Source organism: Roseobacter sp. MED193 (assembly GCF_000152965.1).
GTDB lineage: Bacteria > Pseudomonadota > Alphaproteobacteria > Rhodobacterales > Rhodobacteraceae > Pseudophaeobacter.
Genome location: NZ_CH902583.1, coordinates 1,575,072 through 1,602,059, shown reverse-complemented (window position 1 = coordinate 1,602,059; position 26,988 = coordinate 1,575,072). Strand labels below are relative to the sequence as shown.

Sequence of the window (26,988 nt, the reverse complement as noted above, 5' to 3'; positions counted from 1 at the left end):
CCTGTTAGGTTGATGATGGGTGGGTTAGCGTTCCTTTACATAGGGCTCACCACCGGCGCGTGGCGGGATCGCCTTGCCAACAAACCCAGCTAGGATCACCACGGTTAGGATATAGGGCAGAGCATCCATGACCTGTACCGGCACCACAATCGGGCCCAGTTCGATGTTCTGAAACCTGAGGGCGACAGCCTGCAGCAGGCCAAACAGCAGGCAGGCCCCCATGGCCTGCCAGGGGCGCCACTTGGCAAAGATGAGCGCTGCAAGGGCGATAAAGCCACGCCCCGCAGTCATGTCTTTCACAAAGCCCGCTTGCAATGCGGTGGCCAGGTAGGCGCCAGCAATCCCGCAGAGCAGGCCGCATATGGCAACAGCGGCAAAGCGCAATCCAACAACCGAGACACCTGCCGTGTCGACCGCCGCCGGGTTTTCACCGACAGCGCGCAGGCGCAGGCCAAACCGGGTACGATAGAGAATCCACCAGGTTGCGGGCACCGCGAGAAACGCGAGATAGACCAGGACAGAATGCCCCGAGATCAGCTCGGAGTAGACCTGTTGCACCGGGTTTGCGGCCTTCATCAGTTGGGATACGGGCTGGCCAGTGGCCTCGGCATCCTGTGGGCCAATGGCAAAGGGCCATTCCAGGCCTTCAAAGCGTCCACCGCTAAGCAGTGAGGGCGTGCGCCCCCCCTGTTTGAACCAATCCTGCGCAATCAGCACTGTCAGCCCGGCTGCCAGAAAGTTGATCGCCACGCCCGAAATCAGCTGGTTGCCTCGGAAGGTGATCGAGGCCACCCCGTGGAGCGCCGCGAGCATAAGGGATGAGCCTACCCCGGCCAGAAGTCCCAGCCAGACATTGCCAGTGCTGGCCGCAATGGCCGCCGAGAAAAAGGCCGCCATCAGCATCTTGCCTTCAAGCCCGATGTCAAAGATGCCGGCGCGTTCGGAAAAGAGCCCGGCAAGGCAGGCAAGTAACAGCGGGGTAGCCAGCCGCACGGTGCTGTCCAGCACTTGGATCAGTGTGAGGAAATCCATCAGTTTGCCTCCCGGCGGAAAGCGAGAAAGATCTTTTCAAGCGGAATCCGTACCATATTGTCCAGTGCCCCGGTGAAGAGGATCACAAGCGCCTGGATGACCACGATTAGCTCGCGTGGGATCTTGGTCCAAAGCGCCAATTCGGCGCCGCCCTGATAGAGAAACCCAAAAAGGATGGCCGCCAGAAAGACGCCAAAGGGATGATTGCGTCCCATTAGGGCCACGGCGATTCCGATAAAGCCCGCACCTTCGGTCGCATTGAGCACCAGACGTTCGGCCTCGCCCATGACATTGTTGATCGCCATCATGCCCGCCAGTGCACCAGAGATCATCATTGCGATGATGGTGATTTTGACCGGTGAGATACCAGCATAACGTGCGCCAGCTTCGGATTTGCCAAAACTGCGGATTTCGAACCCCAGGGAGGTCCGCCAAATAAGCAGCCAAACGGCTAGGCAGGCGACAATGGCCACCAGAAGCGTCACATTCGCAGGCGCGGATTTGGAGAAGGCGATGCCCAATGGGGCGAGCAACTCATGTAGCGAAGGCAGATGCACTGCCTCGCTGAAACGGGCGGATGCAGGGTCCATTGAACTTGCGGGTTTGAGCACATTAACCAGCACATAGTTCAACACGGCGGCAGCAATAAAGTTGAACATGATGGTGGTGATGACAATATGGCTGCCGCGTTTGGCCTGCAGATAGGCTGGAATTGCGGCCCAGGCGGCGCCAAATAGGCCCGCACCCAGCGTGGCAAACAGCAGGGCAATCGTCCAATGTGGCCAGGGAATAAACAGACAGATCACCGCCACGCCGAGACCGCCGAGCATGGCTTGGCCTTCGCCCCCGATATTGAACAGCCCGGCATGAGCTGCAACCGCCACGGCCAGGCCGGTGAACATGAAATTGGTGGCATAGTAGAGCGTATAGCCCCAGCCATAGCTGGACCCCAGTGCGCCATCGACCATGAGTTTCACAGCGGCGATCGGATCTTCGCCAATCGCAAGGATCACCAGCGCCGAGAGCGCAGCAGCAAGGAGCAGGCTGATCAAGGGGATCAGGACAACATCGGCCCATTTAGGCATTTTTTCCATTTACGCGGCCTCCCCCGCGATGCCGGCCATCATCAGGCCCAGCTCTTTTTCATCGGTCTGATCAGCAGCGCGTTCACCCATGATCATGCCGTCAAACATCACCGCCACGCGGTCTGCAAGCGACAAGATCTCTTCGAGCTCGACCGAGACCAGCAAAATGGCTTTGCCCTGATCACGCAGTTCGACGATCTGTTTGTGGATGAATTCAATCGCACCAATGTCAACGCCGCGAGTGGGCTGGCCGATCAGCAACAGCTCGGGGTTGCGCTCTATCTCGCGGGCGGCGACGATTTTTTGTTGATTGCCACCAGAGAAATTCTTGGCTGCAAGCCAGGGGTCCGGGGGCCGCACATCGAATTTCTGCATCTTGGCTTCGGTATCGGCGCGGATTGCCGCATTATCCATCAACAGGCCGCGCTGGTATTCAGGGGCGTGATGATAGCCAAAAGCGGTGTTTTCCCAGGCGTGAAAATCCATGATCAGACCCTCACGCTGGCGGTCTTCGGGGACATGGGCGACATGGGATGAACGACGGGCGCGGGCATCTGAGCCTGCACCGCGCAGCGGCAGATCTGCACCATTTAGGCGGATCGACCCTTCCCCACTGCGCATTCCTCCCAGCACCTCCAAGAGTTCCGACTGCCCATTGCCGGCCACTCCTGCAATGCCGAGGATCTCCCCGGCGCGCACAGTCAGATCGATGCCTTTGACACGCTCTACGCCGGCCTCATCCACCACCCGCAACTTTTCGATTTCAAGTACGGGTTTGCCAGGCTTTGCCGGAATTTTATCCACTTGCAACAGAACCTTACGTCCTACCATCAGCTCGGCTAGATGCTCGGGGTTGGTCTCAGAGGTTTTCACCGTCGCTGTCATCTGTCCCCGCCGCATCACGGAAACCGTGTCGGTGGCTTCCATAATCTCTCGCAGTTTATGGGTGATTAGGATGATGGTTTTGCCTTCGGCGCGCAGCCGGTCCAGAATGCGAAACAGTTGGTCTGCCTCAGCTGGGGTCAGCACGCCGGTTGGCTCGTCCAGGATCAGAATATCGGCCTGCCGGTAGAGCGCTTTTAGGATCTCCACCCGCTGCTGCATGCCTACGCCGATCTCATCGATGCGCTTGTCAGGATCAACGTTGAGCTCATATTCAGCAGCAAGCTCTTTCAGGATCCTGCGCGCCTTAGAGAGCGAGGGTTTAAGCAGACCACCGTCTTCTGCCCCCAAAATGATGTTTTCCAGAACGGTGAAGTTCTCCACCAGTTTGAAATGCTGAAACACCATGCCGATGCCGGCCGCGATAGCTGCCTGGCTGTCGGGGATCTCGGTCTGTTTGCCGTTGATCCAGATCTCACCTTTGTCAGCTTTGTAAAAGCCGTAAAGGATGCTCATCAGGGTAGATTTACCAGCACCGTTCTCACCAATGATACCATGAATGGTACCCGGGGCGACGCTGATAGAGATGTCTTTGTTTGCTTGAACGGGACCAAAGGATTTTGAAATGCCTTTGAGTTCAATGGCGGGGGCGGTCAATCGGGCTCTCCCATGCCTGAAAATCCGATCACACGCTGTAGCCTGCCCTCTGAAACATCAGCAAAATACTGCCCGCGCATCAAGCGCTGGCCGTCCTTTGTAAAATCGACAGTGGCGCGCAGATGTCCATGATGTTCGCTGATTGCGACCACCTCAGCCCTGGCGCCGGGCATCATTTCTGAAAACTGTGCGATATAGTCCAGATAGGCGGCCAGACCTCGGATCGGGTCCGGCGCGTTTGGATCGGAATAGTAAAAATCGGGCCCGATGGCAGCATCCGTTAGAGAGGCACGCGTATCGGGCGATGGATCGCCCCAGGCCGAAAACAATCGATGAAGACATGTCGTCATGGCCTGGGGCTTTCTTGCTTAGAACTTCAGCGCAGGGCAGCTGTTGTCCGCATAGTAAGAGACAACTTCGATCTCGCCATCGATGATCTTCTGACGGGCCGCATCCACAGCAGCCTTCATCTCGTCGTTGACCAGTGCGGCATTGTTGTCATCCAGAGCATAGCCAACACCCTCTTCGGCGAGACCCATTGCAAACACACCTGTTTCCAGATCTTCGCCAGCTTTCATGGCCTCATAGACGGCAACATCAACACGTTTGAGCATCGAGGTCAGAACTTTGCCTGGGTGCAGGTGGTTCTGGTTGCTGTCAACGCCGATCGACAGGATGTTCTCGTCGGCGGCGGTCTGCAGCACACCAACACCGGTGCCGCCAGCCGCAGCATAAATCACGTCTGCGCCCTGGCTGATTTGCGATTTGGTCAGCTCAGACCCCTTTACCGGATCGTTCCAGGCCGCCGGGGTGGTGCCGGTCATGTTGGCGATGACTGTGGCATCTGGGTTCACGGCCTTTACGCCCTGGGCATAGCCGCAGCCAAAGTGACGGATCAGAGGAATATCCATGCCGCCGATAAAGCCCACAGTGTCGGACTTTGACGCCATCGCGGCCATCATGCCCACCAGATAAGAGCCCTCGTGCTCAGCAAAACCAATTTGGCGGATGTTGGGTGCGTCCAGCCAGGTCACGTCAATGGCGACGAATTTGGTGTCAGGGTAGTCAGCCGCCACCGAGGAGAGCGGATCGGCCATTGCAAACCCCATGGTGACAACCGGGTTGGCACCAGCCTCGGCAAAGCGACGCAGGGCCTGCTCACGCTGGGCTTCGGCCTGCAGCTCGATTTCGCGGAAGGTGCCACCGGTTTCTTCAGCCCAACGCTGGGCACCACCAAAGGCGGCCTCGTTAAAGCTCTTGTCGAATTTTCCGCCCAGATCAAAGATCAGCGCAGGCTCTGCCAGTGCGGCACCTGCAGAAAGAGCCAGCGTGGCAGCGGCGCCCATCAGGGATTTCATCAGCGTCATTTGGGTACTCCCGGTTTGTTCTTCCCTGCAGTTGTCGGACATGATCAGCCAGAGGTGATCTCTTCGACCCTAGAGGGATTGTTATGATTAGGTGCGGCAATTTAGCCCTTTGCGCGGGTTGGGGGTCAACCGCTTTTTGACCGTTTGGTGCGAAATCCGCGCAGGTTGCCTAAGGTAACTCTCTTTGCATGACAATCGCATCGACAGAAGCTGCATTTCTGCGCTGGTAATAGCCAAGGCGGCGCCCGCAGGGAGCGAATCCCTCAGAGCGATAAAGATCGATAGCTGCGCTGTTGTCTGCGGCGACTTCCAGAAAACAGAACCTGGCGCCGCGGGATTGCGCCTGGGCCTGCCAGCTTTGCATCACCGCGCGGGCCAGCCCTTGCCGTTGAGAAGCTGGATCGGTGGCGATGGTAAGTAGCTCCGCCTCATCCGCGATTACTCGCACCAGGGCAAAACAGCGTGTATCGCCGCTGGCAAAGATCAGCGGGCTGTCCAGAAGGGCGGCAAATTCTTCCTCTGTCCAAGGGCGGGACTGGGCAAAAGCCGCCGAATGTATCCGGGCCATTGCCTGTGGTGACGGGACATTAGCCATCAATCAGCTGTGGTGGCAGGTCCCGTGCCGGGGCGGCATCGGCGGCGCGCAGATAGAGCGGTGCAGGTGCTACTACGCTGTCCTTATACCGCTTGCCCGCGCATTCTGCGATGCGCTGTGCCAGGTCTGCAGGGGACGCCACAGGCGCAAACTTTAGCCCTGCGCTGCGCGCGGCGTCGCAGGCCTCGGACTCTGGCATCAGACGCGGCGCCTGCCCCGGAAGGCGGCAATAGACCTGCGCACGCGGCGCAGGAATTGCCGCCAGCAATCCCTGCTGTTCACGGGCGTCAAACCCATCGATACCCACAGCGGGAATTCTGAGCCCCAGCGCAAGGCCGCGCGCTGCGGAGACGGCAATACGAATGCCAGTGAAATTGCCGGGGCCAATGCCAACGCCGATGGCGGTGAGCTGGGCCCAGGTTTTGCCTGCCTCTGACAGGATCTCTTCCAGCATCGGCATCAGCCGTTCTGCCTGTCCTCGCGAACCCTCTTCGAACCGTTGTGCCAGAACCCTGTCCCCCAGCAACAAGGCAGCCGCACAATGGGGCGCGGAGGTGTCAAAGCCCAGAACAAGGGGGGGATCAGCCCGCTGAACCATTTTAGAAATCCTTGCGTGACGCGTTCAGTCGCTCTCTGGCAGAGCTGGCGTCCCGTGGCAAGGTATCGCTCAGATGCAACCAGGGCAGCGCTGCCGCAGCATGGCTGTGGCTTTGAGGCGCGATCTGGTCGGCCTGATCGAGAATGCCGAGGGGGATATAGACCTGATCGGGCAGGTAGTCGAACCGGGCTGCGAGTGGCGAGCCGCAGGTTGGACAGTTCCAGCGCCGCACGCCAGGCGTCAGTGAAACCCCAGCACCAAGCGGCGGATCTACAGATAAGGCGGCGTCGTCAAAGGCAGCAAAGGCGCCTATGGGCGCCCCTGTCCAACGTCTGCAATCCCGGCAATGGCAAAAGGCGGCCGTCAAAGGTGCCTGGCTCAAGCGTAAGCGGGAAGCGCCGCAGTAGCAGCGCGCGGTAAAGGGGAGCTGGGCTGCCTCAGACGGCAACCGGACGCACCTCGGTCACCTCAGGGATATAGTGGCGCAGCAGGTTTTCGATGCCCATCTTTAACGTCAGGGTCGAGGACGGGCACCCAGCGCAGGCGCCTTGCATATGCAGGTAGACCACCCCGCGGTCAAAACCGTGGAAGGTGATATCCCCACCATCCTGCGCCACCGCAGGGCGCACCCGACTGTCGAGCAGATCTTTGATTTGGTCAACAATTTCGCTGTTTTCGCCGCTATGTTCCGCGTGGCCAGAAGACTGTTCGCCGCCTGCGTTTACGATCGGTTGGCCAGACTGATAATGCTCCATGATGGCGCCAAGAATGGCCGGTTTGATATGATCCCATTCCACGCTGTCAGATTTGGTGACAGTGACAAAATCATTGCCAAAGAAAACGCCTGCAACGCCAGAGACCGCAAAAATGCGTGTGGCCAATGGCGAGCTCCCTGCGGTTTCAGCGCTGGGGAAATCTGCTGTTCCGGCGTCTAGAACGGTCTGCCCTGGCAGAAATTTCAAGGTCGCTGGGTTGGGTGTGGATTCGGTCTGAATAAACATCTCGGGCCTCCAAAAGCATCAGTGGGATATGTGCCCGAAGGGGCATCAAGTCAAGGTTTAGAATTATTCTAAATTAGCGCATCCCATTGCACAATCCCCTTTGAGGATTTCAAAGGCAATGTTTTTCAAACTCCATAGGGCAAGCCTGATAACCAAATTGACCCCTGCGCAGTGGCCTTGATGGCTTGCGCGGTGAAGTCGACAGTGGGACACCCAGGCGGCGCCCGCCTGTCTTAGGTGATGGCCTCCAGGCGATCCTTGGATAGGTCACCTGGTACAATAGTTATGGGAACTGGAAGGCTACCTGAGGATTTGCTCAATTGACTGACCAGCGGTCCTGGACCCTTTCGGTCGTCTCCCGCGCCCAGGACCAAGACGCCGATTTCGGAATCGGCTTCAATCTGGCTCATGATTTCAGGGACGGCTTCCCCTTCGCGAATGATCAGCTCTGGGTCTACGCCCTGCCGATCTCGCATCCATTTGGCAAAGACTTCAAAATGGGCGTGGATACGTTCGCGGGCTTCCTCCCGCATGACTTCACCGACGCCTATCCAGTGATTAAATTCATCTGGCGGGATGACAGAGAGGATGGCGACACCGCCTCCTGTTTTTGCCGCACGCATCGCGGCAAAACGCATTGCGTTCAGACATTCACGGCTGTCATCCAGTACAACAAGGAATTTGCGCATTTTTGGCCTCTGGTTGCTCCATCAAGGATCATGACGCATTAGTCTCCGCGCAACAATAGCCCTGTTTCACTATCGCTGCGACACCGCTGGCAGATCCGAAGACTTGCAGCGCCGCTTGGCTGCAGAGGGGGGAGCTCCCGCCTGCTCCATGGGATCTGCGATCCCATTCACAGTTGGGCCCGGCGCCGCTGGCGCGGCGCGGTCCCTGCTGTGATGTTGCTGCCTTTGTTTCAGCTCGGATTCAGAGCTGAGGAGGGAGCAAGAGGCCCTTCGCGACAGTAGGAAGAGGGACGTCAGCTATTCTGCACTCAACCGCAGAAAAAGGCGCTGCCGCGCCGTGCCCTGCACGGCGCCACCCCCAACGGGATCCCTGTGCCTCAAAGAGGCATTGGGGACGGGCGGGAGCATTTGCTTCCCTGTGCCCTGCACCAAGCAAATGAAAGTGATGGTCTTACTGGCTTGCAGCCCAGTCCCAATAGAGTTCCCGCACCCGCTTTGCGACGGGGCCGATCTGGTAGCTGCGCTCATCAAACGCGGTGACCGGGGTGACCTTGCTCATATTGCCCGACATGAAAATTTCATCGGCCTCCTCAAAATCCCCTAGTCCCAGAACGGTCTCATGCACGGTGACCCCATCAGCGCGCAGGTTGGCGATATGACGGGCCCGGGTGATTCCGGCCAGAAAGGTGCCATTTGGAATCGGGGTAAAGACCTCCCCGTCACGCACCATAAAGATATTGGCGGTTGCGGTTTCTGCCACATTGCCCATGGCATCCAAGGCCAGTGCATTGCTGAAGCCCCGGCTCTGGGCCTCGCGCAGCATCCGCGCATTGTTGGGATAGAGACAGCCGGCCTTGGCATTGACGACCGCATTCTCCAGTACGGGGCGGCGAAACTGCGTGCGGGTCAGGGTTGCGCTGGCTTCGGCGGACGCCATGGGGATTTCCTCCAGGCAGAGCGCAAACTCTGTGCTCTCGGGGGCCGGAGCAATGGTTGTTGCATCCCCGCTCGTGGCCCAATACATCGGCCGGATGTAGACGGCGGCGCCCGGCGCAAAGCCCTGCAGCCCTTCCAAAGCGATCTCGACCATCGCGCGGGTCTCGAGAGTGGGGGACATCAGCAGGGCCCTGGCCGAGGCATTGGTGCGGGCGCAGTGCAGATCCAGATCCGGGGTCATCCCATCAAAGAACCGCGCCCCGTCAAAGACCGAAGAGCCCAGCCACATGGCGTGATCTGCCCCCTTCATAAGGGCGACATCGCCATCGTGCCATGTGCCCTGAAAATAGGTGCGAATGTTTCTGCCTACGGCCATCATATCCCCCATCGCTTTGTTTGCGGCAAATCTAGAAGGGAAAAGGTCATAGGGCCAGACCTTTTTTGACAGGGTGTCCTGCCTTTGGCGGGCATTTGATCTTTGGCGGCAGAGCACCAGCGCAAGCAGCAGAAATAGCTGCGCGCTCCTGTTGGAACGCGCTGAGTTGGCCTGTGTTTTGATCGGGGCTCATCCCGTTTTTGCTGGGCCAAGCGCAATCTGTCAAAGTTTTAGGCGGGCTGGGTCAGGCCCAGCTTTGCCAGTCTTGCACTGGCCTCTGCCTGCCAGCGGGTCTTCAGCTCGGCATTGGGGGTGCGGCGCAGCCCCATGGCTTTCAGACCGTCGAACTTCTCTGAGGCCTCGCTGCCAAAGCTCGCGGCGACCCGCGGCCACCAATAGTCAATCGAAGCCTGCAGATCGCCTTTGCCGACCTCTTGGATCAAGCGCTCCAGGCCTTCTTCGGCCAGCTCAGCGTGGCGGGCCTCAATCGGTGCCAGGGCGCGGAAGACTTCGGCGAGGGGCTGGTAGGAGACCAGAGAGAACTCGGCCAGCTGCACGGCAACGGCGCGGCCCATCAACAGGTTCATGACCACAGCATCTGCCCAGCCTTCCAGCGGATAGTTAAACACGGCCAGCCGCATGTCGTGGTCCGAGCGTTGCTGTCCGATATCGGCACCGCGCTCAAGTCGTGCAGTCCAGGGGTGGTGATCTGCATAGCGTTCGGTATCGGCGCCAAACTCTCCCATGATACGCAGGACGCGGTCTGCGTTGTCGCTCTTCTCCAGCACGATCTTGGCGGCTGCAATTCGGGCCTTGATGCCGGGGCCCTCGTTGATGATTTCGGCAAAACCGGCGGCACCTGCCAGTTCACTGTCAACAAAGGTGGCCATCAACTTCAGCAGCGCGGCACGGTAGCGCGGCGGCACATTGGCAGGATTGCTCAACATGCCACCCTGGGCGAGATAGCTCTCGATGCTCATGTCTTCAGGCATGAAATATCCTTCCTCTTAAACGCGTTACTGATCGTAATCGACAACAACCCTGTCGGTGACCGGGAAGGCCTGACAGGAGAGCACATAGCCCTTTTCGACCTCGTAATCTTCCAAGGCATGGTTGGCGACCATATCCACTTCGCCCTCGATTACCTTGCAGCGGCAGGTCGAGCACACCCCGGCCTTGCAGGCATAGGGCGCGTCCATGGCGTTTTCCAAAGCGGCGTCCAGAATGGTCATATCCTTGCCCATCTGCACCGTCTGGGTCGAGCCATCCAGGGTGATCGCTGCGGTGGCCTGATTGCCGGCGCTGGCAGCATCTGCATTGCCTTCTTTGCGCTTGGCGCGGCCGGGCTGGGCGCTGGCAAAAAGCTCAAACTTGATCTGGCTGTCGTCCAGACCTGCCGTGCGAAGGGCAGAGGCAATGCCCAGCATCATGGGTTCTGGCCCACAGATAAAGGCGGTATCGACGGATTTGATGTCGATCCAGTGTTCAAACAACTGAGCGCATTTCTCCTCAGTCACCAGCCCGGTGAAGAGGTCGATTTCCTGCGCGTCCGATTCCAGGATATGGATCACATTGAAGCGCCCCATATAGAGGTTTTTCAGATCCTCTAGCTCCTCACGGAACATGATGGTGTTGACGCCTTTGTTGGCATAGACAAGCGTGAAGGTGGACTCTGGTTCGGCTTCCAGCGTGGTCTTCAGGATTGATAAGACAGGGGTCACACCGGAGCCGCCTGCAAAGCCAAGATAGCTCTTGGCGGTGCTGGCATCCAAGGGGGTAAAAAAGCTGCCCATGGGTGGCATGGCGTCCAGCATGTCGCCAGCCTGGAGTTCGGTATTTGCCCAGGTGGAGAAAGCTCCGCCATCGACCCGTTTGATGCCAACCTGAAGGATGCCATCGCCTTTACCGGCGCAGATGGAATAGCTGCGACGCAGCTCTTCGCCGTCAAAATCGCGCCGGAAGGTCAGGTACTGGCCTTGGGTGAAATCAAATTCCGCTGCCGCGCCATTGACGGGCTTCAGAGAAACCACAACCGCATCGCGGATGGTGTTGCGGACATCGGTAACTTCGAGTTGGTGGAAGCGCGCCATGGAACTCTCCTCAGATGCACTTGAAATAATCAAAAGGTTCAAGACAGTCCTGGCAGCGCCAGTGAGCCTTGCAGGGGGTGGAGCCAAACTGGCTCACACGGGTGACGTTGGTGCTTTTGCAATTGGGGCAGCGCTCCGGCCCGCCTGCCGCCTGCGGCGGGGCAATGCCGAACTCTTCCAGTCTGGCGCGGCCCTTCTCGGACATCCAGTCGGTGGTCCAGGCGGGCGCGATCTGTGTTTTCAACTGGATCTTGTTCAGGCCGTGATCGCGTAGAGCGGTCTCAATATCGAGGTTGATTATCGCCGTCGCAGGGCAGCCGGAATAGGTCGGCGTGACGGAGACCACTAGGGTATCCTCTTGCCAGTCCACGCCACGAATAATGCCCAGATCCACAAGGCTGATCACCGGAATTTCAGGATCTGGCACGGCGTCAAGCCATTCCCAGATCTGGTCTACACTTGGCTGTTCATGTAATTGGCTCATGTGCGGTCCTCGTTGCGGTGTTTTTCCCGGCCGTGAGGCCGGGCAGCGCCCGACCCGCCCCACGGGAGGGCGCTTTCGCACCGACCCCAGGGTCAGGCGTTGCCCCTATTTCGTTTATTGCCAGTCCGGTTTTACCAGCTGGCGCCGGGATAGGCGCGCTGCAGCCACTGCATTTGAGTCAACAGGTGGCCCAGGTGCTCGGTATGCATCTTGCCGTTGCGCCCGCCCTTATGGGCAAAGCCACTATCGGGAATATTCAGCGTGGCCTCTGCCAGAACCCGCCCGATCAGCGCGTCATAATCGGCGCGCAGCGAGGCCGGATCAGGGGCAATGCCCGCTTTGACCATGGCGGCATCGACCTCATCGCTGGCGAACATCTCACCCACATAGGGCCACAGATAGTCCAGCGCCGACTGCATGTAGCCGTGGCTTTCCTCGGTGCCATCGCCCAGACCCACAACCGTGTCGGCAGAGCGTTCCAGGTGGTAGGCGACCTCTTTGCTGGTCTTGGCGGCGATGGCAGAAATGCGCTCATCCGAGCTTTTCATCAAATGCCCCAGCTGGATCGAATGCCAGGCGTCAAACAGGAACTGGCGCATCAGGGTGCGGCCAAAATCCTCGTTTGGAACCTCGACCAGCAGCACGTTGCGGAAATCCCAGACATCGCGCAGAAAGGCCAGATCATCAGCCGATTTATCTTCGCCCTGAACCTCGCCCGCCAGGCCCAGCCACATCTGGGTCTGACCAATCAGATCCAGCGCTGTATTCGCCAGGGCAATGTCCTCTTCTAGAACGGGCGCATGGCCGCACCATTCGCTGACCCGGTGACCCAGGATCAGGGTGTTATCGCCCATGCGCAGCAGGAACTGAAACAGGGCCTCATCTTGTGTGAGCGGGGCCGCCATTACATCGCTCCCACTTCGTCGGGAATGTCAAAGAAGGTCGGATGACGGTAGACCTTGGATTCAGATGGCTCATACAGCGGGCCTTTGTCACTGGGCGAAGAGGCCGCGATATGGTTTGCCTCAACCACCCAGATCGACACGCCTTCATTGCGGCGGGTGTAGACGTCACGGGCGTTCTTTATCGCCATTTCGGCGTCGGGTGCATGCAGTGAGCCGACGTGACGGTGGCTCATGCCATGTTGACCGCGGATGAAGATTTCCCAGAGGGGCCATTCGTTTTTCATGTGATTACTCCGCTGCTACGGTGCTGCATTGTGCGCTGCGCCAGCGCGTGGCTTGGGGGAGGTGCGACCAGCCAAAGGCGTGATCGCTGTTGCCATGGGCATCGAGATGCGCGAGGCGGTCCATTGCTTCCTCGACGCTGGGTTGGGTTCCGGGCTCGATCCACCACATTGCAAAATGCATAGAATCCAGCATGTTGAACCATTCTTCTCGGCGCTGATAAAATTGCCGATGGATGGTGCCCCAGACAAATGTCTCGAGATTTTCTACCCGGTCCCATGTCGAGACATTCACAATGACACGGGGATCATTCATCACCAATGTGTCGGTGGCATTGCCGCTGTCATCGGTATAGCGCCATTGAAACCCGGCTGAGCGTTCAGCAATGCCATTGATCTGGTCCAATGCATTCATGAAGGGCGCTACACGAAGGTCATCGGCGTCATGTTTTAGGCGGGCAATATTGATTTCGGCAAGATGCTTCATTCGGCAGCGATCTTTTTTACGGCTTTCTTGCGCGCATGGGCCAGCAGGCCATCCCGCACCCATTGGCCGTCTTTCCAGGCCTTGTTGCGGGCCGCGAGCCGGTCGGTGTTGCAGGGGCCATTGCCCTTGATCACGTCAAAGAATTCTGACCAGTCAGGGTCGGAATAGTCATAGTGACCCCGCTCCTCGTTCCATTTGATACCCTCGTCCGGCAGGTCGAGCCCGAGGTACTCGATCTGTGGCACGGTCTGATCGACAAACTTCTGACGCAGTTCGTCATTTGTGTTCATTTTGATCTTCCAGGCCATTGACTGGGTCGAATGTACGGAATCTGCATCCGAAGGACCAAACATCATCAGCGCTGGGAACCACAGGCGGTTGACCGCATCCTGGGCCATTTTCTTTTGCGCGGGCGTGCCTGTCGCCATTTTGCGGATGGCGTCAAATCCCTGACGCGCGTGGAAGCTTTCTTCCTTGCAGACCCGGATCATGGCGCGCGAGTAGGGCCCAAAGGACGTCCGCTGTAGCGGCACCTGGTTCATGATGGCGGCGCCATCGACCAGCCAGCCCACTGCGCCCATATCGGCCCAGTTCAGCGTTGGATAGTTGAAGATGGAGGAGTATTTCATCCGCCCGTCCAGCAGCATTTCGGTCAGTTCATCGCGGCTGACACCCAGGGTTTCGGCGGCGCAGTAGAGATAAAGCCCATGCCCGGCCTCATCCTGGACCTTGGCCAGCAGGATCGCCTTGCGTTCCAGCGTGGGCGCGCGGGTGATCCAGTTGCCCTCGGGCAGCTGGCCGACGATTTCCGAGTGTGCGTGCTGGCCGATCTGGCGGATCAGGGTCTTGCGATAGCCCGCAGGCATCCAGTCCTTGGGTTCGATCTTTTCTCCGGCATCAATGCGGGCCTGAAAGGCGGCCAGCTTTTCCGGATCATCGGTGCTCGCTTCGGATTGTACCATCTGTGCATACATGACTTGCTCCTCCCGTGTAGGGTTGCTGGCTTAAACGCGTTCGAGGATCAGGGCGGTTCCCTGCCCAACGCCGACACACATAGTGCACAGCGCATAGCGCCCACCTGTGCGTTGCAGTTGATAGGCGGCTGTGAGCACCAAACGGGCGCCGGACATGCCAAGAGGGTGGCCGATGGCGATGGCGCCACCGTTGGGGTTCACATGGGGCGCATCATCAGCGACACCCAATTCGCGCAGGGTGGCGATCCCCTGCGAGGCAAAGGCCTCGTTCAGCTCGATCACATCCATCTGCTCGATCGTCAGGCCGGTGCGGGCCAAAACCTTACGGGTGGCGGGCACCGGGCCAATGCCCATGATGCGGGGCTCAACCCCGGCTGCGGCCATGCCAACGATGCGGGCCATAGGCTTGAGGCCATTTTTTGCAGCAGCGGCTTCATTTGCCATCAGGATGGCGGCAGCCCCGTCATTGACGCCAGAGGCATTGCCGGCGGTCACGGTCATGTCGGGGCCATTGACGCCTTTGAGTTTGGCCAGCTTGTCGGCACCTGTGCCGGGGCGGGGGTGCTCGTCGGTGTCGACAATCAGCGGATCGCCCTTGCGCTGGGGTACGGATACAGGTGTGATTTCATCGTTAAAAATGCCTGCCTCATGGGCGGCGGCCCAGCGGGCTTGGCTGCGGGCGGCAAAGGCATCCTGATCTGCGCGATTAATGTTATAATCAGCAGCAACATTGTCGGCGGTCTGTGGCATCGAGTCGGTGCCATACATCGCTTGCATTTTTTTGTTGATAAAGCGCCAGCCGATGGTGGTGTCATAAACCGCATTTGCGCGGGTAAAGGCCGATGTCGCCTTGGGCATCACAAAGGGCGCGCGGCTCATGCTTTCAACGCCGCCTGCGATGGCCATATCATAGTCGCCAGAACGGATCCCGCGTGAGGCCATGCCAACGGCGTCCATTCCAGAAGCGCAAAGCCGGTTGATGGTGGTGCCGGGCACATCCACAGGCAGGCCTGCCAGCAGGGAGGCCATGCGGGCCACATTGCGGTTGCTTTCACCGGCCTGGTTGGCATCGCCAAAGATGACGTCATCGATGCTGGCCCAGTCTACCTGTGGGTTGCGCGCTGCCAGGGCCGCAATCGGCGCGGCTGCCAGATCGTCGGTGCGCACTTGTGACAGGGCGCCGCCGTAGCGGCCAATTGGGGTTCGGGTGGCATCGCAGATGAATGCATCCATGGTGTTCGCGTCTCCTGGTCTGGTGGCGAAATAAGCCGACCGATGGGTCGGTGTTACGCCTCTTGATGATTCGTGGCAAGCAAAACGTAACAGAAAAGATCGAATTGGCTATATTGTGTAACATGTGACTTGGCATTTGTGACTTTACGTCGTTTCAGCTGCCTTGTGGAATATACTTGCGGCTAGGGACGTGCTTTGCTCATGTAAAAAAAACAGAACGATCGGTCTGTTGGAGCGTAGTTGGGCGGACAGCCAGAATGGGCGGCATCCGCCCAGGGGAGGAGGGTACATGTCACAGGGGGTGCGCATTGGCGGCGCCAGTGGATTTTGGGGGGATGCAAGTTTGGCAACGCCTCAGCTTCTCTCTGCTCAGGGGCTGGATTTTATTGTCTATGACTACCTGGCCGAAATCACCATGGCGATACTAGCGCGGGCAAGGGCCCATGATCCCGAGGCTGGCTTTGCTACGGATTTTGTCACCTCAGCTATGGCGCCGAACCTGGCTGAAATCGCCCGACAAGGCGTCCGGATTGTTTCGAACGCAGGCGGAATGAATGCTGAGGCCTGTGCGGCAGCGCTAAGGGCTGAGATCAAAAGCCAGGGGCTTTCGCTCAAGGTTGCGGTCATAACGGGCGATGATTTGCTGACGCAACGCGAAGAGATCGCCGCCCGCGCGCCGCAGGATATGTTTGACTTTGCGCCGTTGCCGCCAGTCGAAAAGATTGCCAGCATCAATGCTTATCTTGGGGCCTTTCCGATCGCGGTGGCATTGGACCGTGGCGCTGATATCGTTGTGACCGGGCGCTGCGTCGACAGCGCGGTCACGCTTGGCGCCGTGATTCACCACTATGGCTGGGGCGCGGATGATTTGGATGCTCTGGCAGGGGGAAGTCTGGCTGGGCATATTCTCGAATGTGGGCCACAGGCCACGGGGGGGAATTTCACCGATTGGCGCGAGGCCTCTGATACCCTTTCTGAGATTGGCTACCCAATTGCCGAGGTCTTTGCGGATGGTACATTTGAAGTCAGCAAGCCCGAAGGGTCAGGTGGCAAGGTGTCGCGCGGCACGGTGGGAGAGCAGATGCTCTATGAAATCGGCGATCCGCAGGCCTATCTGTTGCCAGATGTAGCCTGTGACTTCTCGCAGGTAACGCTTAAGCAGACCGGTCCAGACCGGGTGCGGGTTGCAGGGGCGCGCGGCCTTGGCGTGCCCAACAGTTACAAAACCTGCCTGACCTGGGCCGATGGCTATCGGTCCGGTCATCTCTTTACTTTCTACGGGCTGGAGGCAGAGGCCAAGGCGCTGCATTTTGCCGAGACGGTGCTCAAACGTTGTCGTGCGACCCTGACAAAGATGCAGGCCCAGGATTACACTGATGTCAGCATTGAACTACTGGGTGCAGAGAGCCAGTTCGGCGCCATGCGACGCTCGGACCCGTCTCGAGAAGTGGTGGTTAAGATCGCAGTGCGTCACCCGGATGCCCGGGCTGTCGGACTGTTTTTGAAAGAGGCGACGGGGTTGGGGTTGGCGACGCCTCCGGGGTTGAGCGGTTTTGCCGGGGCGCGGCCGAAACCAACGCCCGTGATGGCGTTGTTTTCTTATGTGACCCCCAAGGAACAGGTTCAGGTGCGGCTACGGGATGACGCTGGAGCACTGGACTGTGTCCCAGCGATTGGGCAGCCTATTGTTACGGCGCAGAGTGTTCAGTTTCCCAGCCCGCCTGGGGCGGCGCGGACCGTCCAAGTGCCCTTGGTGGAACTCGCCTGGGCTCGCAGCGGTGACAAGGGGGATATCGCGAATATTGGCGTAATAGCGCGGGCACCGGAGCTGATGCCCTGGATCTGGGCCGCGATTACGCCCGAACACCTGCTGCGGGTCTTTGGGCATTTTCTGGATGCGGACGTGGCCAATAAGGTCGAGCGGTTTTACCTTCCCGGCTCTGCAGCGATGAATATTCTTCTGCATGGGGCCTTGGGCGGTGGCGGCACCTCTTCGTTGCGCAATGATCCCCAGGCCAAGGGGTATGCGCAGCTGTTGTTGGCTGCACCCGTTGCTGTGGATGCGGATATGCTGGCCCTGCTGCGAGGTGAGAATGATGCATCACACTAGAACGAGACAACAGGTGCTTGAGCTTGAGGAGAGCGGGAATGCAGCCTTACTTTACAAGGTCAATCCGATGAGGACATGCCAATGAAGGCCTTTGGAAGCAGAATCAACACCTCCAGTGATAGCTATGCCCAGAACAGGGTTGAAATGCTGGCCCTGGTCGAACGGATGCGCGCTCTGGAAGCCCGGGCCGCAGCCAAATCGGAACAACGCCGCCCGGTCTTTGACAAACGCGGCCAGCTGTCGCCACGCGAACGTCTGGCTGCACTGCTGGACCCGGGCATGCCCTTTGTTGAGCTCTACAATATGGCTTCTTATCTGGTGGATGATCCAAGCCCGGAGACCTCTATTCCTGGAGCTTCGATCATCTTGGGGATCGGCTATGTCTCGGGGGTGCGTTGCATGGTCTTTGTTGATGATGCAGGCATCAATGCAGGGGCAATGACTGGGAAATCGGTGGATAAGGCGCTTGGGGCTATAGAGATCGCTCTGAAGCAGAAACTCCCCTTTGTGCACCTGGTTGAGAGCGCCGGGGCCGATCTGACCCGCTACACGGTTGAGCTTTGGGCCCATGGTGGGGGTATGTTCGCCGGTCTGGCGCGGCTCTCGGCGGCGGGTAACCCGGTGATCACAGTGTTGCACGGGGCCTCGACTGCGGGGGGCGCCTATCAGCCTGGTCTGTCGGACTATGTAATCGGGGTCAAAGGCAATGGTATGGCGATGCTGGCTGGGGCTGCGCTGGTGCAGGCGGCCACGGGCGAGATTGCCAAGGACGCCGATCTGGGTGGGGCAGAGATGCACGCGGAGGTTACCGGCCTGGTAGAATATCTGGCCGAGGATGATGCCCATGGGCTGGAAATCGCCCGTGATGTGGTGGCGGGGCTTGGCTGGCAAGGCTGCGCCTCTGCGCCGGTGGACTATGACGCGCCAAAATATGATGTCGAGGAGCTGGCCGGGGCCATCCCTGTTGACTATCGCAAGCCCTATGACATGCGCGAACTGGCCGCGCGGCTGGTGGACGGCTCACGTTTGCGTGATTTCAAACCGCATTACGGCCCCGCTCTCGTCTGTTTGCAGGCGCATATCATGGGGCAGCCAGTTGGAATTCTGGGTAACAACGGCCCAATTGATCCCGATGGCGCAACCAAGGCAACACATTTCCTGCAGGCGATGGATCAGGCGGGCACCCCGGTGATCTTTCTGGGCAATACCACCGGCTATATGGTGGGTGCAGCCTATGAGCGCTCAGGCATGATCAAGCATGGCTCTAAGATGATCCAGGCCGTGACCAATCTGCGGGTGCCCAAGATCTCGCTCTATACCGGGGCCAGCTTTGGCGCGGGCAACTACGGCATGTGTGGCCATGCCTTTGGAGCGGATTTTCTGTTCACTTGGCCCAATGCCATGACCGGGGTGATGGGGGGCGAACAGGCGGCCCTGACCATGGAACAGGTGGCACGGCGCACCGCCGAGCGTAAGGGCGTTGAAGTGGACGAGGCCCGCCTTGCCAAACAGAGCGCTGGAATCGCCGCTCATTTTGACAATCAATCGGATGCGTTTTTCACCTCGGGTAGGATGCTCGACATGGGGATGATTGACCCGCGAGACAGCCGGGCGGTGATCGGCTTCTGCCTCGCCACCTGCATGGAGGCGCGCCGCCGCGATCTCAACCCCAATGCCTTTGGCGTGGGGCGGCCCTGATGGGAGGGGAGCAGTCTATGGCACAGTTTAACTCAATCCTGGTAGCCAACCGTGGCGAAATCGCCCTGCGCATCATGCGCACAGCGCGTGAGATGGGGATCAAATGCATCGCGGTCTATACAGAGGCAGACGCCCATAGCCCCCATGTTGAATTTGCCGATCAAGCCATCTGCATCGGAGAGGGGCCCGTTGGCGACAGCTACCTCGATGCGGCCAAGGTCCTGGCGGCGGCCAAGGAAACAGGGGCGCAGGCTGTGCACCCTGGCTACGGCTTCCTGTCCGAGAATGCCGATTTTGCTAAGGCGTGCACCGAGGCGGGCCTGACCTTCATTGGCCCTAGCGCCGAGGCCATTGCCCTGATGGGTAATAAGGCGGCTGCAAAACGTCGGATGATCGAGGCAGGGGTGCCTTGTGTGCCGGGCTATGAGGGGGCGGATCAATCCCCGGCTGTACTGCAGGCAAAGGCGGCGCAGATTGGCTATCCGGTTATGATCAAGGCCGCTGCCGGTGGCGGCGGGCGGGGGATGCGTTTGGTTACCCAGGCTGCGGATTTCCCAACATCTCTGGAGCTGGCCAAAAGTGAGGCTCTGTCGGCCTTTGGCTCAGAGGAGATGATCCTGGAAAAGGCGGTCCTGCACCCACGCCATGTGGAAATACAGGTCTTTGCCGATGCCACGGGTCATACCATCCATCTGGGGGAGCGCGATTGCTCGGTACAGCGCCGCCACCAAAAGGTGGTGGAGGAAGCCCCCTGTCCCGTGATGACGCCAGATCTGCGCTCTGAGATGGGCGCTGCCGCCGTAGAGGCCGCCCGGGCCATCAACTATCTGGGCGCGGGAACGGTTGAATTCCTGCTGGACGAAAGTGGTGCGTTTTACTTCCTTGAGATGAACACTCGTCTGCAGGTGGAACATCCTGTCACCGAAATGGTCACGGGGCTAGATCTGGTGGCACTGCAGATCCGTGCGGCACGCGGCGCGGCTGTGGGCCTGTCGCAGGAGGACGTGGCGCTGACGGGGCATGCCATCGAAGTGCGACTTTATGCAGAAGATCCGGGCCAGGGGTTCTTGCCACAGTCCGGGGGGATCAGCCATTGGAAGCCTCCGGTGGGGGCAGGTATTCGCGTGGATGCGGGTATCGCTACCGGGCAGGAGGTTTCAGCCTATTATGATCCGATGCTGGCCAAGGTCATTGCCCATGGCAAAAGCCGCACCGAGGCCCTCGAGCGGCTGATTGCGGCGCTGGGCGATACGGTGATTTTTGGCCCCGCCTGCAACCGGGACTTCCTGATTGATGTTCTGGGCCACGAGGTGTTTGCCAGCGGCAGCGCCACCACCAGCTTCATCGGGGATCATTTTGATCCGATGGAGGTGCCAGCTGTTACCACTGCCGATCTGGCGCTGGCGGCCTGTCTGGTCTATCGCGCCGATCAGGCCATGTTGGCCAGGCACGCTGGCACCCCGGCAGAGCTGCTGGGCTGGTCAAGCCAGGGCGCATTGCGGGCGCGAATGGTGCTTGAGGCGAGCGGCGCGCGGTCTGCTGTGTTGCTGCGCGAGAGCCGCGATGGACTGCAGGTTCAGGTTGCAGAGGCACAGCATTATCTGGAGCAGCATGGCGATTGCCTGCGGCTGGATGGCCAGCGCGTCGATCTGCGCGATCATCGGATGGTTGGGGATGATCTGTTTCTTGCCACAGGTACACGGATGCTGAAGCTCACGCGATTGCGGGCCAGTGCAGAGACCGCCACCGCCACAGGTGGTGGTGAGATGCGGGCGCCAATGCATGGCAATCTTCTGGAGCTTTGCATTGCGGTTGGGGATCGGGTTGAGGTCGGAACCCGTCTGGCTGTGCTTGAGGCCATGAAGATGCAGCACGAATTACTGGCCGAGGTGGCAGGCCGGATCAGCGAGGTGGCTGTCACCGCACCAAGCCAGGTGAAGGCAGGTGATCTGTTGGTCAGGGTTGAACAGGAAACGGACACGCAGGAGCGCAAGCCATGAATTCAGATCTCTGTAAACAACTGGGCATCGAGTTTCCGCTTTTTGCCTTTTCTCATTGTCGTGACGTGGTCGCCGCCGTCACCAATGCCGGGGGCATGGGGGTCTTTGGGGCCGCAATGATGTCGCCCGAGGAGTTGGAAGAGGAGCTCTCGTGGATTGATGCCCATGTCAATGGCAAGCCCTATGGGGTCGACCTCATCGTGCCAAACACCTTCGAGGCCAAAGGAGAGGATCTCCCGGACGCGGCGATCCTGGCGATGCTGCCTGACGGGCACAAGGATTTTGCCAGCGATGTGCTGCAACAGCATGGGGTCGAGCCTGGCGATTTGGAACCCATACGGGCTGATCGCTTGGTGTTTCGTAAGAACATCAGCTCCGACGGTGCGCGGCGCAGCCTTGACGTGGCCTTTTCCCATCCAATTGCGTTGATTGCCAATGCATTGGGCGTGCCGCCGCAGGATATGCTGGAACGGGGCAAGGCGCATGGGGTTGCTGTCGGCGCCTTGGTTGGCACTGCTGAACATGCCCGCGCACAGGTGGCGGCAGGGGTTGATCTGATCATTGCCTCAGGTGGCGAGGCTGGTGGTCATACTGGCGAGATTTCAACCATGGTTCTGGTGCCCGAGGTGGTGCAGGCCATTGCCGGTTCCGGCGTGCCGGTTTTGGCGGCAGGTGGCATCGCAACGGGAGGCCAGATGGCCGCGGCTATGGCCATGGGGGCAGCCGGGGCCTGGTGTGGGTCGGTCTGGTTGACCACGGCAGAGGCGGAAACCAATCCTGTGGTGAAGGAAAAGATGCTGGCGGCCAGTAGTCGCGACACGGTGCGCTCCCGGTCGCGTACCGGCAAGCCGTCGCGCCAGTTGGTCAGTGCCTGGACCGAGGCCTGGGAGGGAAAGGGAGCGCCCAGACCGCTGCCAATGCCGCTGCAGACCCTGGTATCGGAGCCAGCCCTGCACCGGATTGATCAGATGTCCCAGAAGGGCCATGTTGGCGCGCAGGATCTGGCCACCTATTGGGTGGGGCAGGGGGTAGGCTTGATGAACCAAGCAATGTCCGCAAGCGCTGTAGTGCAGGATTTCAAAGAGGATTTTCTGACGGCCTTTGAACGGCTTGGGGCCCTGTTGGAGGACTAGCTCGGCAGCCGCTTTGTTGCCTTGTCCCAGCCTGGCACCTATGGTCAATCCGGGACTTGTAGCGGAAAGAGGCAACACCAGTGGCAGGGCAGAGCGAAGGGCTATTGAATGCGATTCTTGCCGATATCGATGCGGGACAGTTGAACCCGGGAGATGTGCTGGACGAGATCGGACTGGCGCAGCGGCATTCGGTGTCGCGCACGCCAATCCGTGAGGTCCTTATTCAGCTGGAGGCTGCCGGCCTGATCCGGCGCCTGCCCCGCAAAGGGGCGGTGCTGTTCAAGCCGAGCCTGGAAGAGTTTCTGGCTATTCTGGAGGTGCATGCAAACCTGGAAGGTCAGGCGGCTGGCTTGGCCGCCCGGCGGATGACCCGGGGGCAACGACAGGAGTTGGAGCGGGTGGTGCAGGCCTGTGAAGCTCATGCCGCGAAGAAAGGCGATGGAGATCCCAATGGCTACTATCAGCTGAACCTGCAGTTTCATGCGGGCGTTGCCTTTGGGGCCGGGAACCCGTTCTTGGTCGAGATGATCAAGACCAATGCACGTAAGCTGATGGCCTATTACCGGGCGCGCTATCAATATCCGGGATCAATTGCGCAATCCGCAAAGGAGCACCGCGAGATAGCCGAGTTGATCTATGCCCATAACGAGCCAGAGGCGGAGCGGCGTATGATCCAGCATGTGCAATTTGATCAGGTGACCGTGATGGATCTGCTCGCGGCGCTGGGTTGAAGCGGGCTTTTGCCTCCGGCGGGCATATTTTTGGCCAAAATGAAGGGGGCTGACTTTGCTAGAGTGGCGCTCTGGATGTTTGTTCAAAGAAGCAGGCGAGGCATTCTGCAAAGGTGGTTTGATCTGCCAAGATGGCAAGGCTGGCTTTGGCCTGGGAGTAGAGATCTGGACCCAACTCGGTGCGCATCTCCTCAGTAAGGGCCGCGATGAAGTCTGGGCTCATTTCCGGGTGATGCTGGCTGGTCCAGATCTGACGTCCAATGCAAAAGCCGGCGTTGAGCCCGGTGCTGGTCGCCCATTCCTGGGCCTGTTGAGGCAGTTTGCTGACATATTCGCTATGTGAGCCATAGAGGCTGAATTCTGTCTCAAGCTGCTGCGCCCAGGGCAAGGTTGCACATGATTGATTGGGGATAAGGCCGTGCACCCAGCCATTTGGGTTTTTCGCCACAGCCCCCCCCAAAGCGAGAGCAATGGCCTGGTGTCCAAAGCAGGCGCCAAAGAGCGGAAACCGGATTTCGTGCATCTGCTGGATGAGGGTCAGCAGCGGCGCAATCCAGGGCAGGCCGCTTCGGGTGGATGCCGGACTGCCGGTGATCATGGCGCCGTCAAAGGCGGTTATGTCTGATGGGAACTGCCCTTGGTGTGTTTGAAATACCGTCGTCAACCAATCTGGTCGGACCAAATGGATCAGCCGCGTGAATTTTTCACCATCCAAAGGGTGCTGGGCGGCAAAGGGGCTTGTGTCTGTATTGGTGACCAGAATTGCTAAGTGCATGTTTGGGCTCTGAAGTTTTATATTTACATATTTATGGGGTCTAATAATATACACAAAGCAACCATTCGGGAAGCCCCTCATGACGATCTGGACACCGCAGGACGACGGCTTTGCCGATCTCAGCAGTCACGACACCTTTGCCTCTGGCGCGCCGCACAACACCTTTGCCCGGCTGCGCCGTGACGATCCCCTGCATTGGACGGAATATGAGGGGGGCGAAAATTTCTGGTCGGTGACCCGCTATGACGACATCACCCAGATGAACAAGAACACAGAGGTGTTTTCCTCGGCACGCGGAATCCGCATGGAGGATCAGAGCTATGAGGAATACCTGGCGCGCCGGACCTTTCAGGAGACCGACCCGCCGGAGCATTCCAAGGTGCGAATGAAGCTGATGAAGGCTTTCTCCAAGACCTCAATGGCGCAGTATGAGCAGGAAATTCGTGATATCTGCGCTGAGATATTGGATCCGGTGCTGGAAAGGGGCAGTTTTGATGCCACTAAGGAGATTGCTCGACAATTGCCGATGCGGATGCTGGGGCGCGTGGTCGGGCTGCCAGAAGCGGATCTGCCTTGGTTGGTCGAGAAAGGCGATGCGCTGATTGCCAATACCGACCCGGATTTCACCGCCCATGTCATGGATAAGCTGCAGACGGATGAATACCGGATGATGCCGTTTAACTCACCTGCCGGGGCGGAGCTCTATGTTTACGCCAAGGAGTTGATGGCGGATAAGGCAAAGGCGGGGGATACCTCTGGGGTGCTCAACATGATTTTGGAGCCTGCCAAGGATGGCTCTACCATCACTGAAACAGAGTTTCGCAATTTCTTTTGCCTCTTGGTGGCGGCGGGCAATGACACCACGCGCTATTCGATTGCTGCGGGCATTCAGGCCCTGTGCCATCAGCCCGAGCTTCTGGCGCAGATGCAGGCCGGGGGGGCGGTTTGGGAGACAGCGGCGGATGAGATTATCCGCTGGGCTACGCCTGCGCTCTATTTTCGCCGCACAGCGACGCGGGATGTTGAAATGCATGACAAACTGATCCGGGCGGGGGACAAGGTTTTGTATTGGTTCATCTCGGCCAATCGGGATGACAGCTATTTTCAAGATCCTTTCTGGGTCAATCTGATGCGCAGCCCCAATCGCCATCTGTCGTTTGGTCAGTTTGGTCCGCATGTTTGCCTAGGCATGTGGTTGGCCCGGCTGGAAGTCACGGTTCTGTTTCAGGAACTGGCGAAACGGATCAGCCATATCGAAGCTGCCGGAGAGCAGAAATTCCTGCGCTCCAATTTTGTTGGGGGCATAAAGTCATTGCCAGTGCGGGTCACACCGCGCTGAGTGTCGAACGGCGCTTGCCGCAGGGAAAAACCTGTCCCGCATAGGCGCTAAATATGTTAAGTAATGAGCAACAGACGCTGTGATCTCTTTATTGCAGCCGTGCCAATTCGATTTCTCCAGCCGGAAGGATTTTTGCCATGAAGACCCGCCTGCGCGCGATGTTTTGTGACCACCTCAGCATCATGCGGGGGAAATACCTGCCCAATTCCAAGATCGGCGATGGGGATACGCGCTTTTGCCGCTCTGTCTTTGGGACGCATTATGATCGCGATCTTCTGGATGCGCCGGGGTCCCTGGTCAAGCAGGGCATGCCGGATATGGAACTGCGCTGGCAGCATGATGATATTCGCGACAGCTGGCACGCCTCGACCAAGGTGGTGTTGGGGGATCTGTATGACGTTGAAGGCGAACCACTGTCTCTTTGTCCGCGGGGGGCGTTGAAACGTGCAGTTGCAGGTTGGCAGGCGCGGGGCTTGAGCCCGAAGGTGGGGATCGAGCTGGAGGCCTATGCGCTTCAAGCAGATGATCGGGGCCGTTTGATGCCCTATGACGCGCCAGGAGGCGTGGTCTACGGCACCGGGCCTTTCGCCGATCCTTTGAGGTTCAATGACCGGATCTGGGCCATGGCGGATGAGATGGGCTTTTCGCTCGATATGATCACGGCGGAGTTTGATTCACCACAGTTTGAATATACGCTGACCTTTGATGATGCGGTGAAGGCGGTGGATGATATTGTGCTGTTCCGACTGATGGCGCGTGAGATTGCGCTGGAATACGGAATTGTTCTGACCTTCATGCCAAAACCCGTGGCCGAGGCCGGTGGCTCGGGCATGCACATCAACTTTTCCTTTGTCGATGAAGCCGGGGGCAATGCGCTGTCCTCGGGGCCGCGCGGCGGACCTGAACATATGAATGATCTGGCACGGGCCTGTCTGGCTGGCGTGTTGCAGCATCACAAGGGCCTGGCTGGGCTGATCGCGCCCACCGCGAACAGCTATATGCGGCTGCAGCCTGGGTCTTTGTCTGGTTATTGGCAGAACTGGGGCGGCGACCACCGCAATGTGACCACGCGGATCAGTTCAGAAGGAGGGGCCAAAGCGCGGCTGGAGCATCGGATGGCGGATGCCTCTGCGAATCCATATACTGCGGTTGCAGCGGTTCTGCAGGCTTCCCTGTTGGGTGTTGAGCGTGGCTATGAGTTGCCAGCGATGGAAACGGGCGACGGGTTTGATCGCACGGATGCGCGGGAGGGGACGGCGATTGACCTCAAGGGCGCGGTTGCGGATTTGGAGCGCGATAGGGTTTTGTCAGAGGCAGTGGGAGCCGAGTTGGTTGCCAACCATGTGTTTATGAAGCGCAAGGAAGTGCGCAAGACCCGAGATCTGGAAGGGGACGGCATGCGGGATTTCTACGTTCATTTTGTCTGACGTAGGTTAGGAGGTGTCTCGGTTGGGCTTGGTGAGGTCGGCGGGCTCTGCGATAGCCGCCGATCTTACCATATAGAACTGGAGCGCCGCGGAAGCGGCGCTA

At 59.1% G+C, this 26,988-nt stretch carries 27 protein-coding genes; 7 read left to right on the top strand and 20 right to left on the bottom strand.

Annotation, left to right across the window (positions count from 1 at the left end):
- Positions 1 to 24 precede the first annotated feature (24 nt).
- The 19 genes from MED193_RS09995 to pcaF all read right to left on the bottom strand — a co-directional run bounded on the left by MED193_RS09995 (position 25) and on the right by pcaF (position 15,672).
- Complete coding sequence (locus MED193_RS09995) at positions 25 to 1,032, bottom strand: ABC transporter permease (protein WP_009809594.1); 1,008 nt, start codon at positions 1,030 to 1,032, stop codon at positions 25 to 27.
- Complete coding sequence (locus tag MED193_RS09990) at positions 1,032 to 2,126, bottom strand: ABC transporter permease (RefSeq protein ID WP_009809593.1); 1,095 nt, start codon at positions 2,124 to 2,126, stop codon at positions 1,032 to 1,034. The genes MED193_RS09995 and MED193_RS09990 overlap by 1 nt, the downstream gene beginning before the upstream one ends.
- Positions 2,127 to 3,656, bottom strand: coding sequence for an ABC transporter ATP-binding protein (locus tag MED193_RS09985; RefSeq protein ID WP_009809592.1), 1,530 nt, complete (start codon positions 3,654 to 3,656; stop codon positions 2,127 to 2,129). It abuts the gene before it with no gap.
- On the bottom strand, positions 3,653 to 4,006 hold the full coding sequence (locus MED193_RS09980) for a nuclear transport factor 2 family protein (protein ID WP_039966091.1): 354 nt from the start codon (positions 4,004 to 4,006) through the stop codon (positions 3,653 to 3,655). Before MED193_RS09980 ends, MED193_RS09985 begins: the two co-directional genes overlap by 4 nt.
- A gap of 18 nt (positions 4,007 to 4,024) precedes the next feature.
- A complete protein-coding gene (locus MED193_RS09975; RefSeq protein WP_009809590.1) occupies positions 4,025 to 5,023 on the bottom strand; it encodes a BMP family protein in 999 nt (332 codons plus the stop codon).
- A 169-nt stretch (positions 5,024 to 5,192) separates the two neighbouring features.
- Positions 5,193 to 5,618 (bottom strand): ribosomal protein S18-alanine N-acetyltransferase, encoded by a 426-nt coding sequence (gene rimI / locus MED193_RS09970; RefSeq protein WP_254655447.1) that lies wholly within the window; start codon positions 5,616 to 5,618, stop codon positions 5,193 to 5,195.
- Positions 5,611 to 6,216, bottom strand: a complete 606-nt coding sequence (gene tsaB / locus MED193_RS09965) for a tRNA (adenosine(37)-N6)-threonylcarbamoyltransferase complex dimerization subunit type 1 TsaB (RefSeq protein ID WP_009809588.1) — start codon at positions 6,214 to 6,216, stop codon at positions 5,611 to 5,613. Before tsaB ends, rimI begins: the two co-directional genes overlap by 8 nt.
- 1 nt (position 6,217) lies before the next feature.
- Positions 6,218 to 6,583, bottom strand: coding sequence for a GFA family protein (locus MED193_RS09960; protein WP_254655446.1), 366 nt, complete (start codon positions 6,581 to 6,583; stop codon positions 6,218 to 6,220).
- Between the two features lie 70 nt (positions 6,584 to 6,653).
- Complete coding sequence (locus MED193_RS09955; protein ID WP_009809586.1) at positions 6,654 to 7,217, bottom strand: NifU family protein; 564 nt, start codon at positions 7,215 to 7,217, stop codon at positions 6,654 to 6,656.
- Positions 7,218 to 7,450: 233 nt separating this feature from the next.
- Entirely contained in the window at positions 7,451 to 7,906 is a 456-nt protein-coding gene (locus MED193_RS09950) for a universal stress protein (protein ID WP_009809585.1), read from the bottom strand.
- A 451-nt stretch (positions 7,907 to 8,357) separates the two neighbouring features.
- Entirely contained in the window at positions 8,358 to 9,218 is an 861-nt protein-coding gene (locus tag MED193_RS09945; protein WP_039966811.1) for a branched-chain amino acid aminotransferase, read from the bottom strand.
- A gap of 230 nt (positions 9,219 to 9,448) precedes the next feature.
- On the bottom strand, positions 9,449 to 10,210 hold the full coding sequence (locus MED193_RS09940) for a Phenylacetic acid catabolic protein (RefSeq protein ID WP_009809582.1): 762 nt from the start codon (positions 10,208 to 10,210) through the stop codon (positions 9,449 to 9,451).
- Between the two features lie 24 nt (positions 10,211 to 10,234).
- A complete protein-coding gene (locus MED193_RS09935) occupies positions 10,235 to 11,308 on the bottom strand; it encodes a 2Fe-2S iron-sulfur cluster-binding protein (RefSeq protein WP_009809581.1) in 1,074 nt (357 codons plus the stop codon).
- Between the two features lie 10 nt (positions 11,309 to 11,318).
- On the bottom strand, positions 11,319 to 11,792 hold the full coding sequence (gene paaD, locus MED193_RS09930; protein WP_009809580.1) for a 1,2-phenylacetyl-CoA epoxidase subunit PaaD: 474 nt from the start codon (positions 11,790 to 11,792) through the stop codon (positions 11,319 to 11,321).
- Positions 11,793 to 11,923: 131 nt separating this feature from the next.
- Positions 11,924 to 12,697, bottom strand: coding sequence for a 1,2-phenylacetyl-CoA epoxidase subunit PaaC (gene paaC / locus MED193_RS09925; protein ID WP_009809579.1), 774 nt, complete (start codon positions 12,695 to 12,697; stop codon positions 11,924 to 11,926).
- On the bottom strand, positions 12,697 to 12,981 hold the full coding sequence (paaB, locus tag MED193_RS09920) for a 1,2-phenylacetyl-CoA epoxidase subunit PaaB (protein ID WP_009809578.1): 285 nt from the start codon (positions 12,979 to 12,981) through the stop codon (positions 12,697 to 12,699). Before paaB ends, paaC begins: the two co-directional genes overlap by 1 nt.
- Before the next feature lie 4 nt (positions 12,982 to 12,985).
- Positions 12,986 to 13,465, bottom strand: coding sequence for a DUF3291 domain-containing protein (locus MED193_RS09915; protein ID WP_009809577.1), 480 nt, complete (start codon positions 13,463 to 13,465; stop codon positions 12,986 to 12,988).
- Positions 13,462 to 14,439, bottom strand: coding sequence for a 1,2-phenylacetyl-CoA epoxidase subunit PaaA (gene paaA / locus MED193_RS09910; protein WP_009809576.1), 978 nt, complete (start codon positions 14,437 to 14,439; stop codon positions 13,462 to 13,464). Before paaA ends, MED193_RS09915 begins: the two co-directional genes overlap by 4 nt.
- 30 nt (positions 14,440 to 14,469) lie before the next feature.
- Positions 14,470 to 15,672 (bottom strand): 3-oxoadipyl-CoA thiolase, encoded by a 1,203-nt coding sequence (gene pcaF, locus MED193_RS09905; protein ID WP_009809575.1) that lies wholly within the window; start codon positions 15,670 to 15,672, stop codon positions 14,470 to 14,472.
- 289 nt (positions 15,673 to 15,961) lie between these two features.
- On the opposite strand from pcaF, the gene MED193_RS09900 reads away from it, so the two are divergent.
- The 5 genes from MED193_RS09900 to MED193_RS09880 all read left to right on the top strand — a co-directional run bounded on the left by MED193_RS09900 (position 15,962) and on the right by MED193_RS09880 (position 23,344).
- Complete coding sequence (locus MED193_RS09900; RefSeq protein ID WP_009809574.1) at positions 15,962 to 17,782, top strand: acyclic terpene utilization AtuA family protein; 1,821 nt, start codon at positions 15,962 to 15,964, stop codon at positions 17,780 to 17,782.
- An 81-nt stretch (positions 17,783 to 17,863) separates the two neighbouring features.
- On the top strand, positions 17,864 to 19,480 hold the full coding sequence (locus MED193_RS09895) for an acyl-CoA carboxylase subunit beta (protein ID WP_009809573.1): 1,617 nt from the start codon (positions 17,864 to 17,866) through the stop codon (positions 19,478 to 19,480).
- A 17-nt stretch (positions 19,481 to 19,497) separates the two neighbouring features.
- The gene (locus MED193_RS09890) at positions 19,498 to 21,480 is read left to right on the top strand and encodes an acetyl-CoA carboxylase biotin carboxylase subunit (RefSeq protein ID WP_009809572.1); all 1,983 of its coding nucleotides are present in this window, start codon (positions 19,498 to 19,500) and stop codon (positions 21,478 to 21,480) included.
- Complete coding sequence (locus MED193_RS09885; RefSeq protein WP_009809571.1) at positions 21,477 to 22,613, top strand: nitronate monooxygenase; 1,137 nt, start codon at positions 21,477 to 21,479, stop codon at positions 22,611 to 22,613. The genes MED193_RS09890 and MED193_RS09885 overlap by 4 nt, the downstream gene beginning before the upstream one ends.
- Positions 22,614 to 22,693: 80 nt before the next feature.
- Positions 22,694 to 23,344 carry a GntR family transcriptional regulator gene (locus MED193_RS09880; protein ID WP_009809570.1) on the top strand — a complete coding sequence of 217 codons (651 nt, stop codon included), beginning with the start codon at positions 22,694 to 22,696 and terminating at the stop codon, positions 23,342 to 23,344.
- 58 nt (positions 23,345 to 23,402) lie between these two features.
- Here MED193_RS09880 and MED193_RS09875 read toward each other — a convergent pair whose 3' ends face one another.
- Complete coding sequence (locus MED193_RS09875; protein ID WP_009809569.1) at positions 23,403 to 24,119, bottom strand: type 1 glutamine amidotransferase; 717 nt, start codon at positions 24,117 to 24,119, stop codon at positions 23,403 to 23,405.
- 79 nt (positions 24,120 to 24,198) lie between these two features.
- Between MED193_RS09875 and MED193_RS09870 the strand changes: the two genes are divergently transcribed.
- Positions 24,199 to 25,458 (top strand): cytochrome P450, encoded by a 1,260-nt coding sequence (locus MED193_RS09870; protein WP_009809568.1) that lies wholly within the window; start codon positions 24,199 to 24,201, stop codon positions 25,456 to 25,458.
- Positions 25,459 to 25,595: 137 nt separating this feature from the next.
- Positions 25,596 to 26,885: a glutamine synthetase family protein gene (locus tag MED193_RS09865; RefSeq protein ID WP_009809567.1), complete on the top strand. Its 1,290-nt coding sequence runs from the start codon at positions 25,596 to 25,598 to the stop codon at positions 26,883 to 26,885.
- Positions 26,886 to 26,988: the final 103 nt, after the last annotated feature.

Excerpts from the sequence above, each read along its gene's own strand:
- MED193_RS09875 (WP_009809569.1), bottom strand. The coding sequence starts at position 24,119 with ATGCACTTAGCAATTCTGGTCACCAATACAGACACAAGCCCCTTTGCC.
- MED193_RS09950 (WP_009809585.1), bottom strand. The coding sequence starts at position 7,906 with ATGCGCAAATTCCTTGTTGTACTGGATGACAGCCGTGAATGTCTGAAC.
- MED193_RS09995 (WP_009809594.1), bottom strand. The coding sequence starts at position 1,032 with ATGGATTTCCTCACACTGATCCAAGTGCTGGACAGCACCGTGCGGCTG.
- MED193_RS09980 (WP_039966091.1), bottom strand. The coding sequence starts at position 4,006 with ATGACGACATGTCTTCATCGATTGTTTTCGGCCTGGGGCGATCCATCG.
- MED193_RS09990 (WP_009809593.1), bottom strand. The coding sequence starts at position 2,126 with ATGGAAAAAATGCCTAAATGGGCCGATGTTGTCCTGATCCCCTTGATC.
- MED193_RS09900 (WP_009809574.1), top strand. The coding sequence starts at position 15,962 with ATGTCACAGGGGGTGCGCATTGGCGGCGCCAGTGGATTTTGGGGGGAT.
- tsaB (WP_009809588.1), bottom strand. The coding sequence starts at position 6,216 with ATGGTTCAGCGGGCTGATCCCCCCCTTGTTCTGGGCTTTGACACCTCC.
- MED193_RS09940 (WP_009809582.1), bottom strand. The coding sequence starts at position 10,210 with ATGCCTGAAGACATGAGCATCGAGAGCTATCTCGCCCAGGGTGGCATG.
- paaD (WP_009809580.1), bottom strand. The coding sequence starts at position 11,792 with ATGAGCCAATTACATGAACAGCCAAGTGTAGACCAGATCTGGGAATGG.
- MED193_RS09955 (WP_009809586.1), bottom strand. The coding sequence starts at position 7,217 with ATGTTTATTCAGACCGAATCCACACCCAACCCAGCGACCTTGAAATTT.
- MED193_RS09915 (WP_009809577.1), bottom strand. The coding sequence starts at position 13,465 with ATGAAGCATCTTGCCGAAATCAATATTGCCCGCCTAAAACATGACGCC.
- MED193_RS09865 (WP_009809567.1), top strand. The coding sequence starts at position 25,596 with ATGAAGACCCGCCTGCGCGCGATGTTTTGTGACCACCTCAGCATCATG.
- rimI (WP_254655447.1), bottom strand. The coding sequence starts at position 5,618 with ATGGCTAATGTCCCGTCACCACAGGCAATGGCCCGGATACATTCGGCG.
- paaC (WP_009809579.1), bottom strand. The coding sequence starts at position 12,697 with ATGGCGGCCCCGCTCACACAAGATGAGGCCCTGTTTCAGTTCCTGCTG.
- MED193_RS09885 (WP_009809571.1), top strand. The coding sequence starts at position 21,477 with ATGAATTCAGATCTCTGTAAACAACTGGGCATCGAGTTTCCGCTTTTT.
- MED193_RS09895 (WP_009809573.1), top strand. The coding sequence starts at position 17,864 with ATGAAGGCCTTTGGAAGCAGAATCAACACCTCCAGTGATAGCTATGCC.
- MED193_RS09945 (WP_039966811.1), bottom strand. The coding sequence starts at position 9,218 with ATGGCCGTAGGCAGAAACATTCGCACCTATTTTCAGGGCACATGGCAC.
- paaA (WP_009809576.1), bottom strand. The coding sequence starts at position 14,439 with ATGTATGCACAGATGGTACAATCCGAAGCGAGCACCGATGATCCGGAA.
- MED193_RS09870 (WP_009809568.1), top strand. The coding sequence starts at position 24,199 with ATGACGATCTGGACACCGCAGGACGACGGCTTTGCCGATCTCAGCAGT.
- MED193_RS09975 (WP_009809590.1), bottom strand. The coding sequence starts at position 5,023 with ATGACGCTGATGAAATCCCTGATGGGCGCCGCTGCCACGCTGGCTCTT.
- paaB (WP_009809578.1), bottom strand. The coding sequence starts at position 12,981 with ATGAAAAACGAATGGCCCCTCTGGGAAATCTTCATCCGCGGTCAACAT.
- MED193_RS09890 (WP_009809572.1), top strand. The coding sequence starts at position 19,498 with ATGGCACAGTTTAACTCAATCCTGGTAGCCAACCGTGGCGAAATCGCC.
- MED193_RS09935 (WP_009809581.1), bottom strand. The coding sequence starts at position 11,308 with ATGGCGCGCTTCCACCAACTCGAAGTTACCGATGTCCGCAACACCATC.
- pcaF (WP_009809575.1), bottom strand. The coding sequence starts at position 15,672 with ATGGATGCATTCATCTGCGATGCCACCCGAACCCCAATTGGCCGCTAC.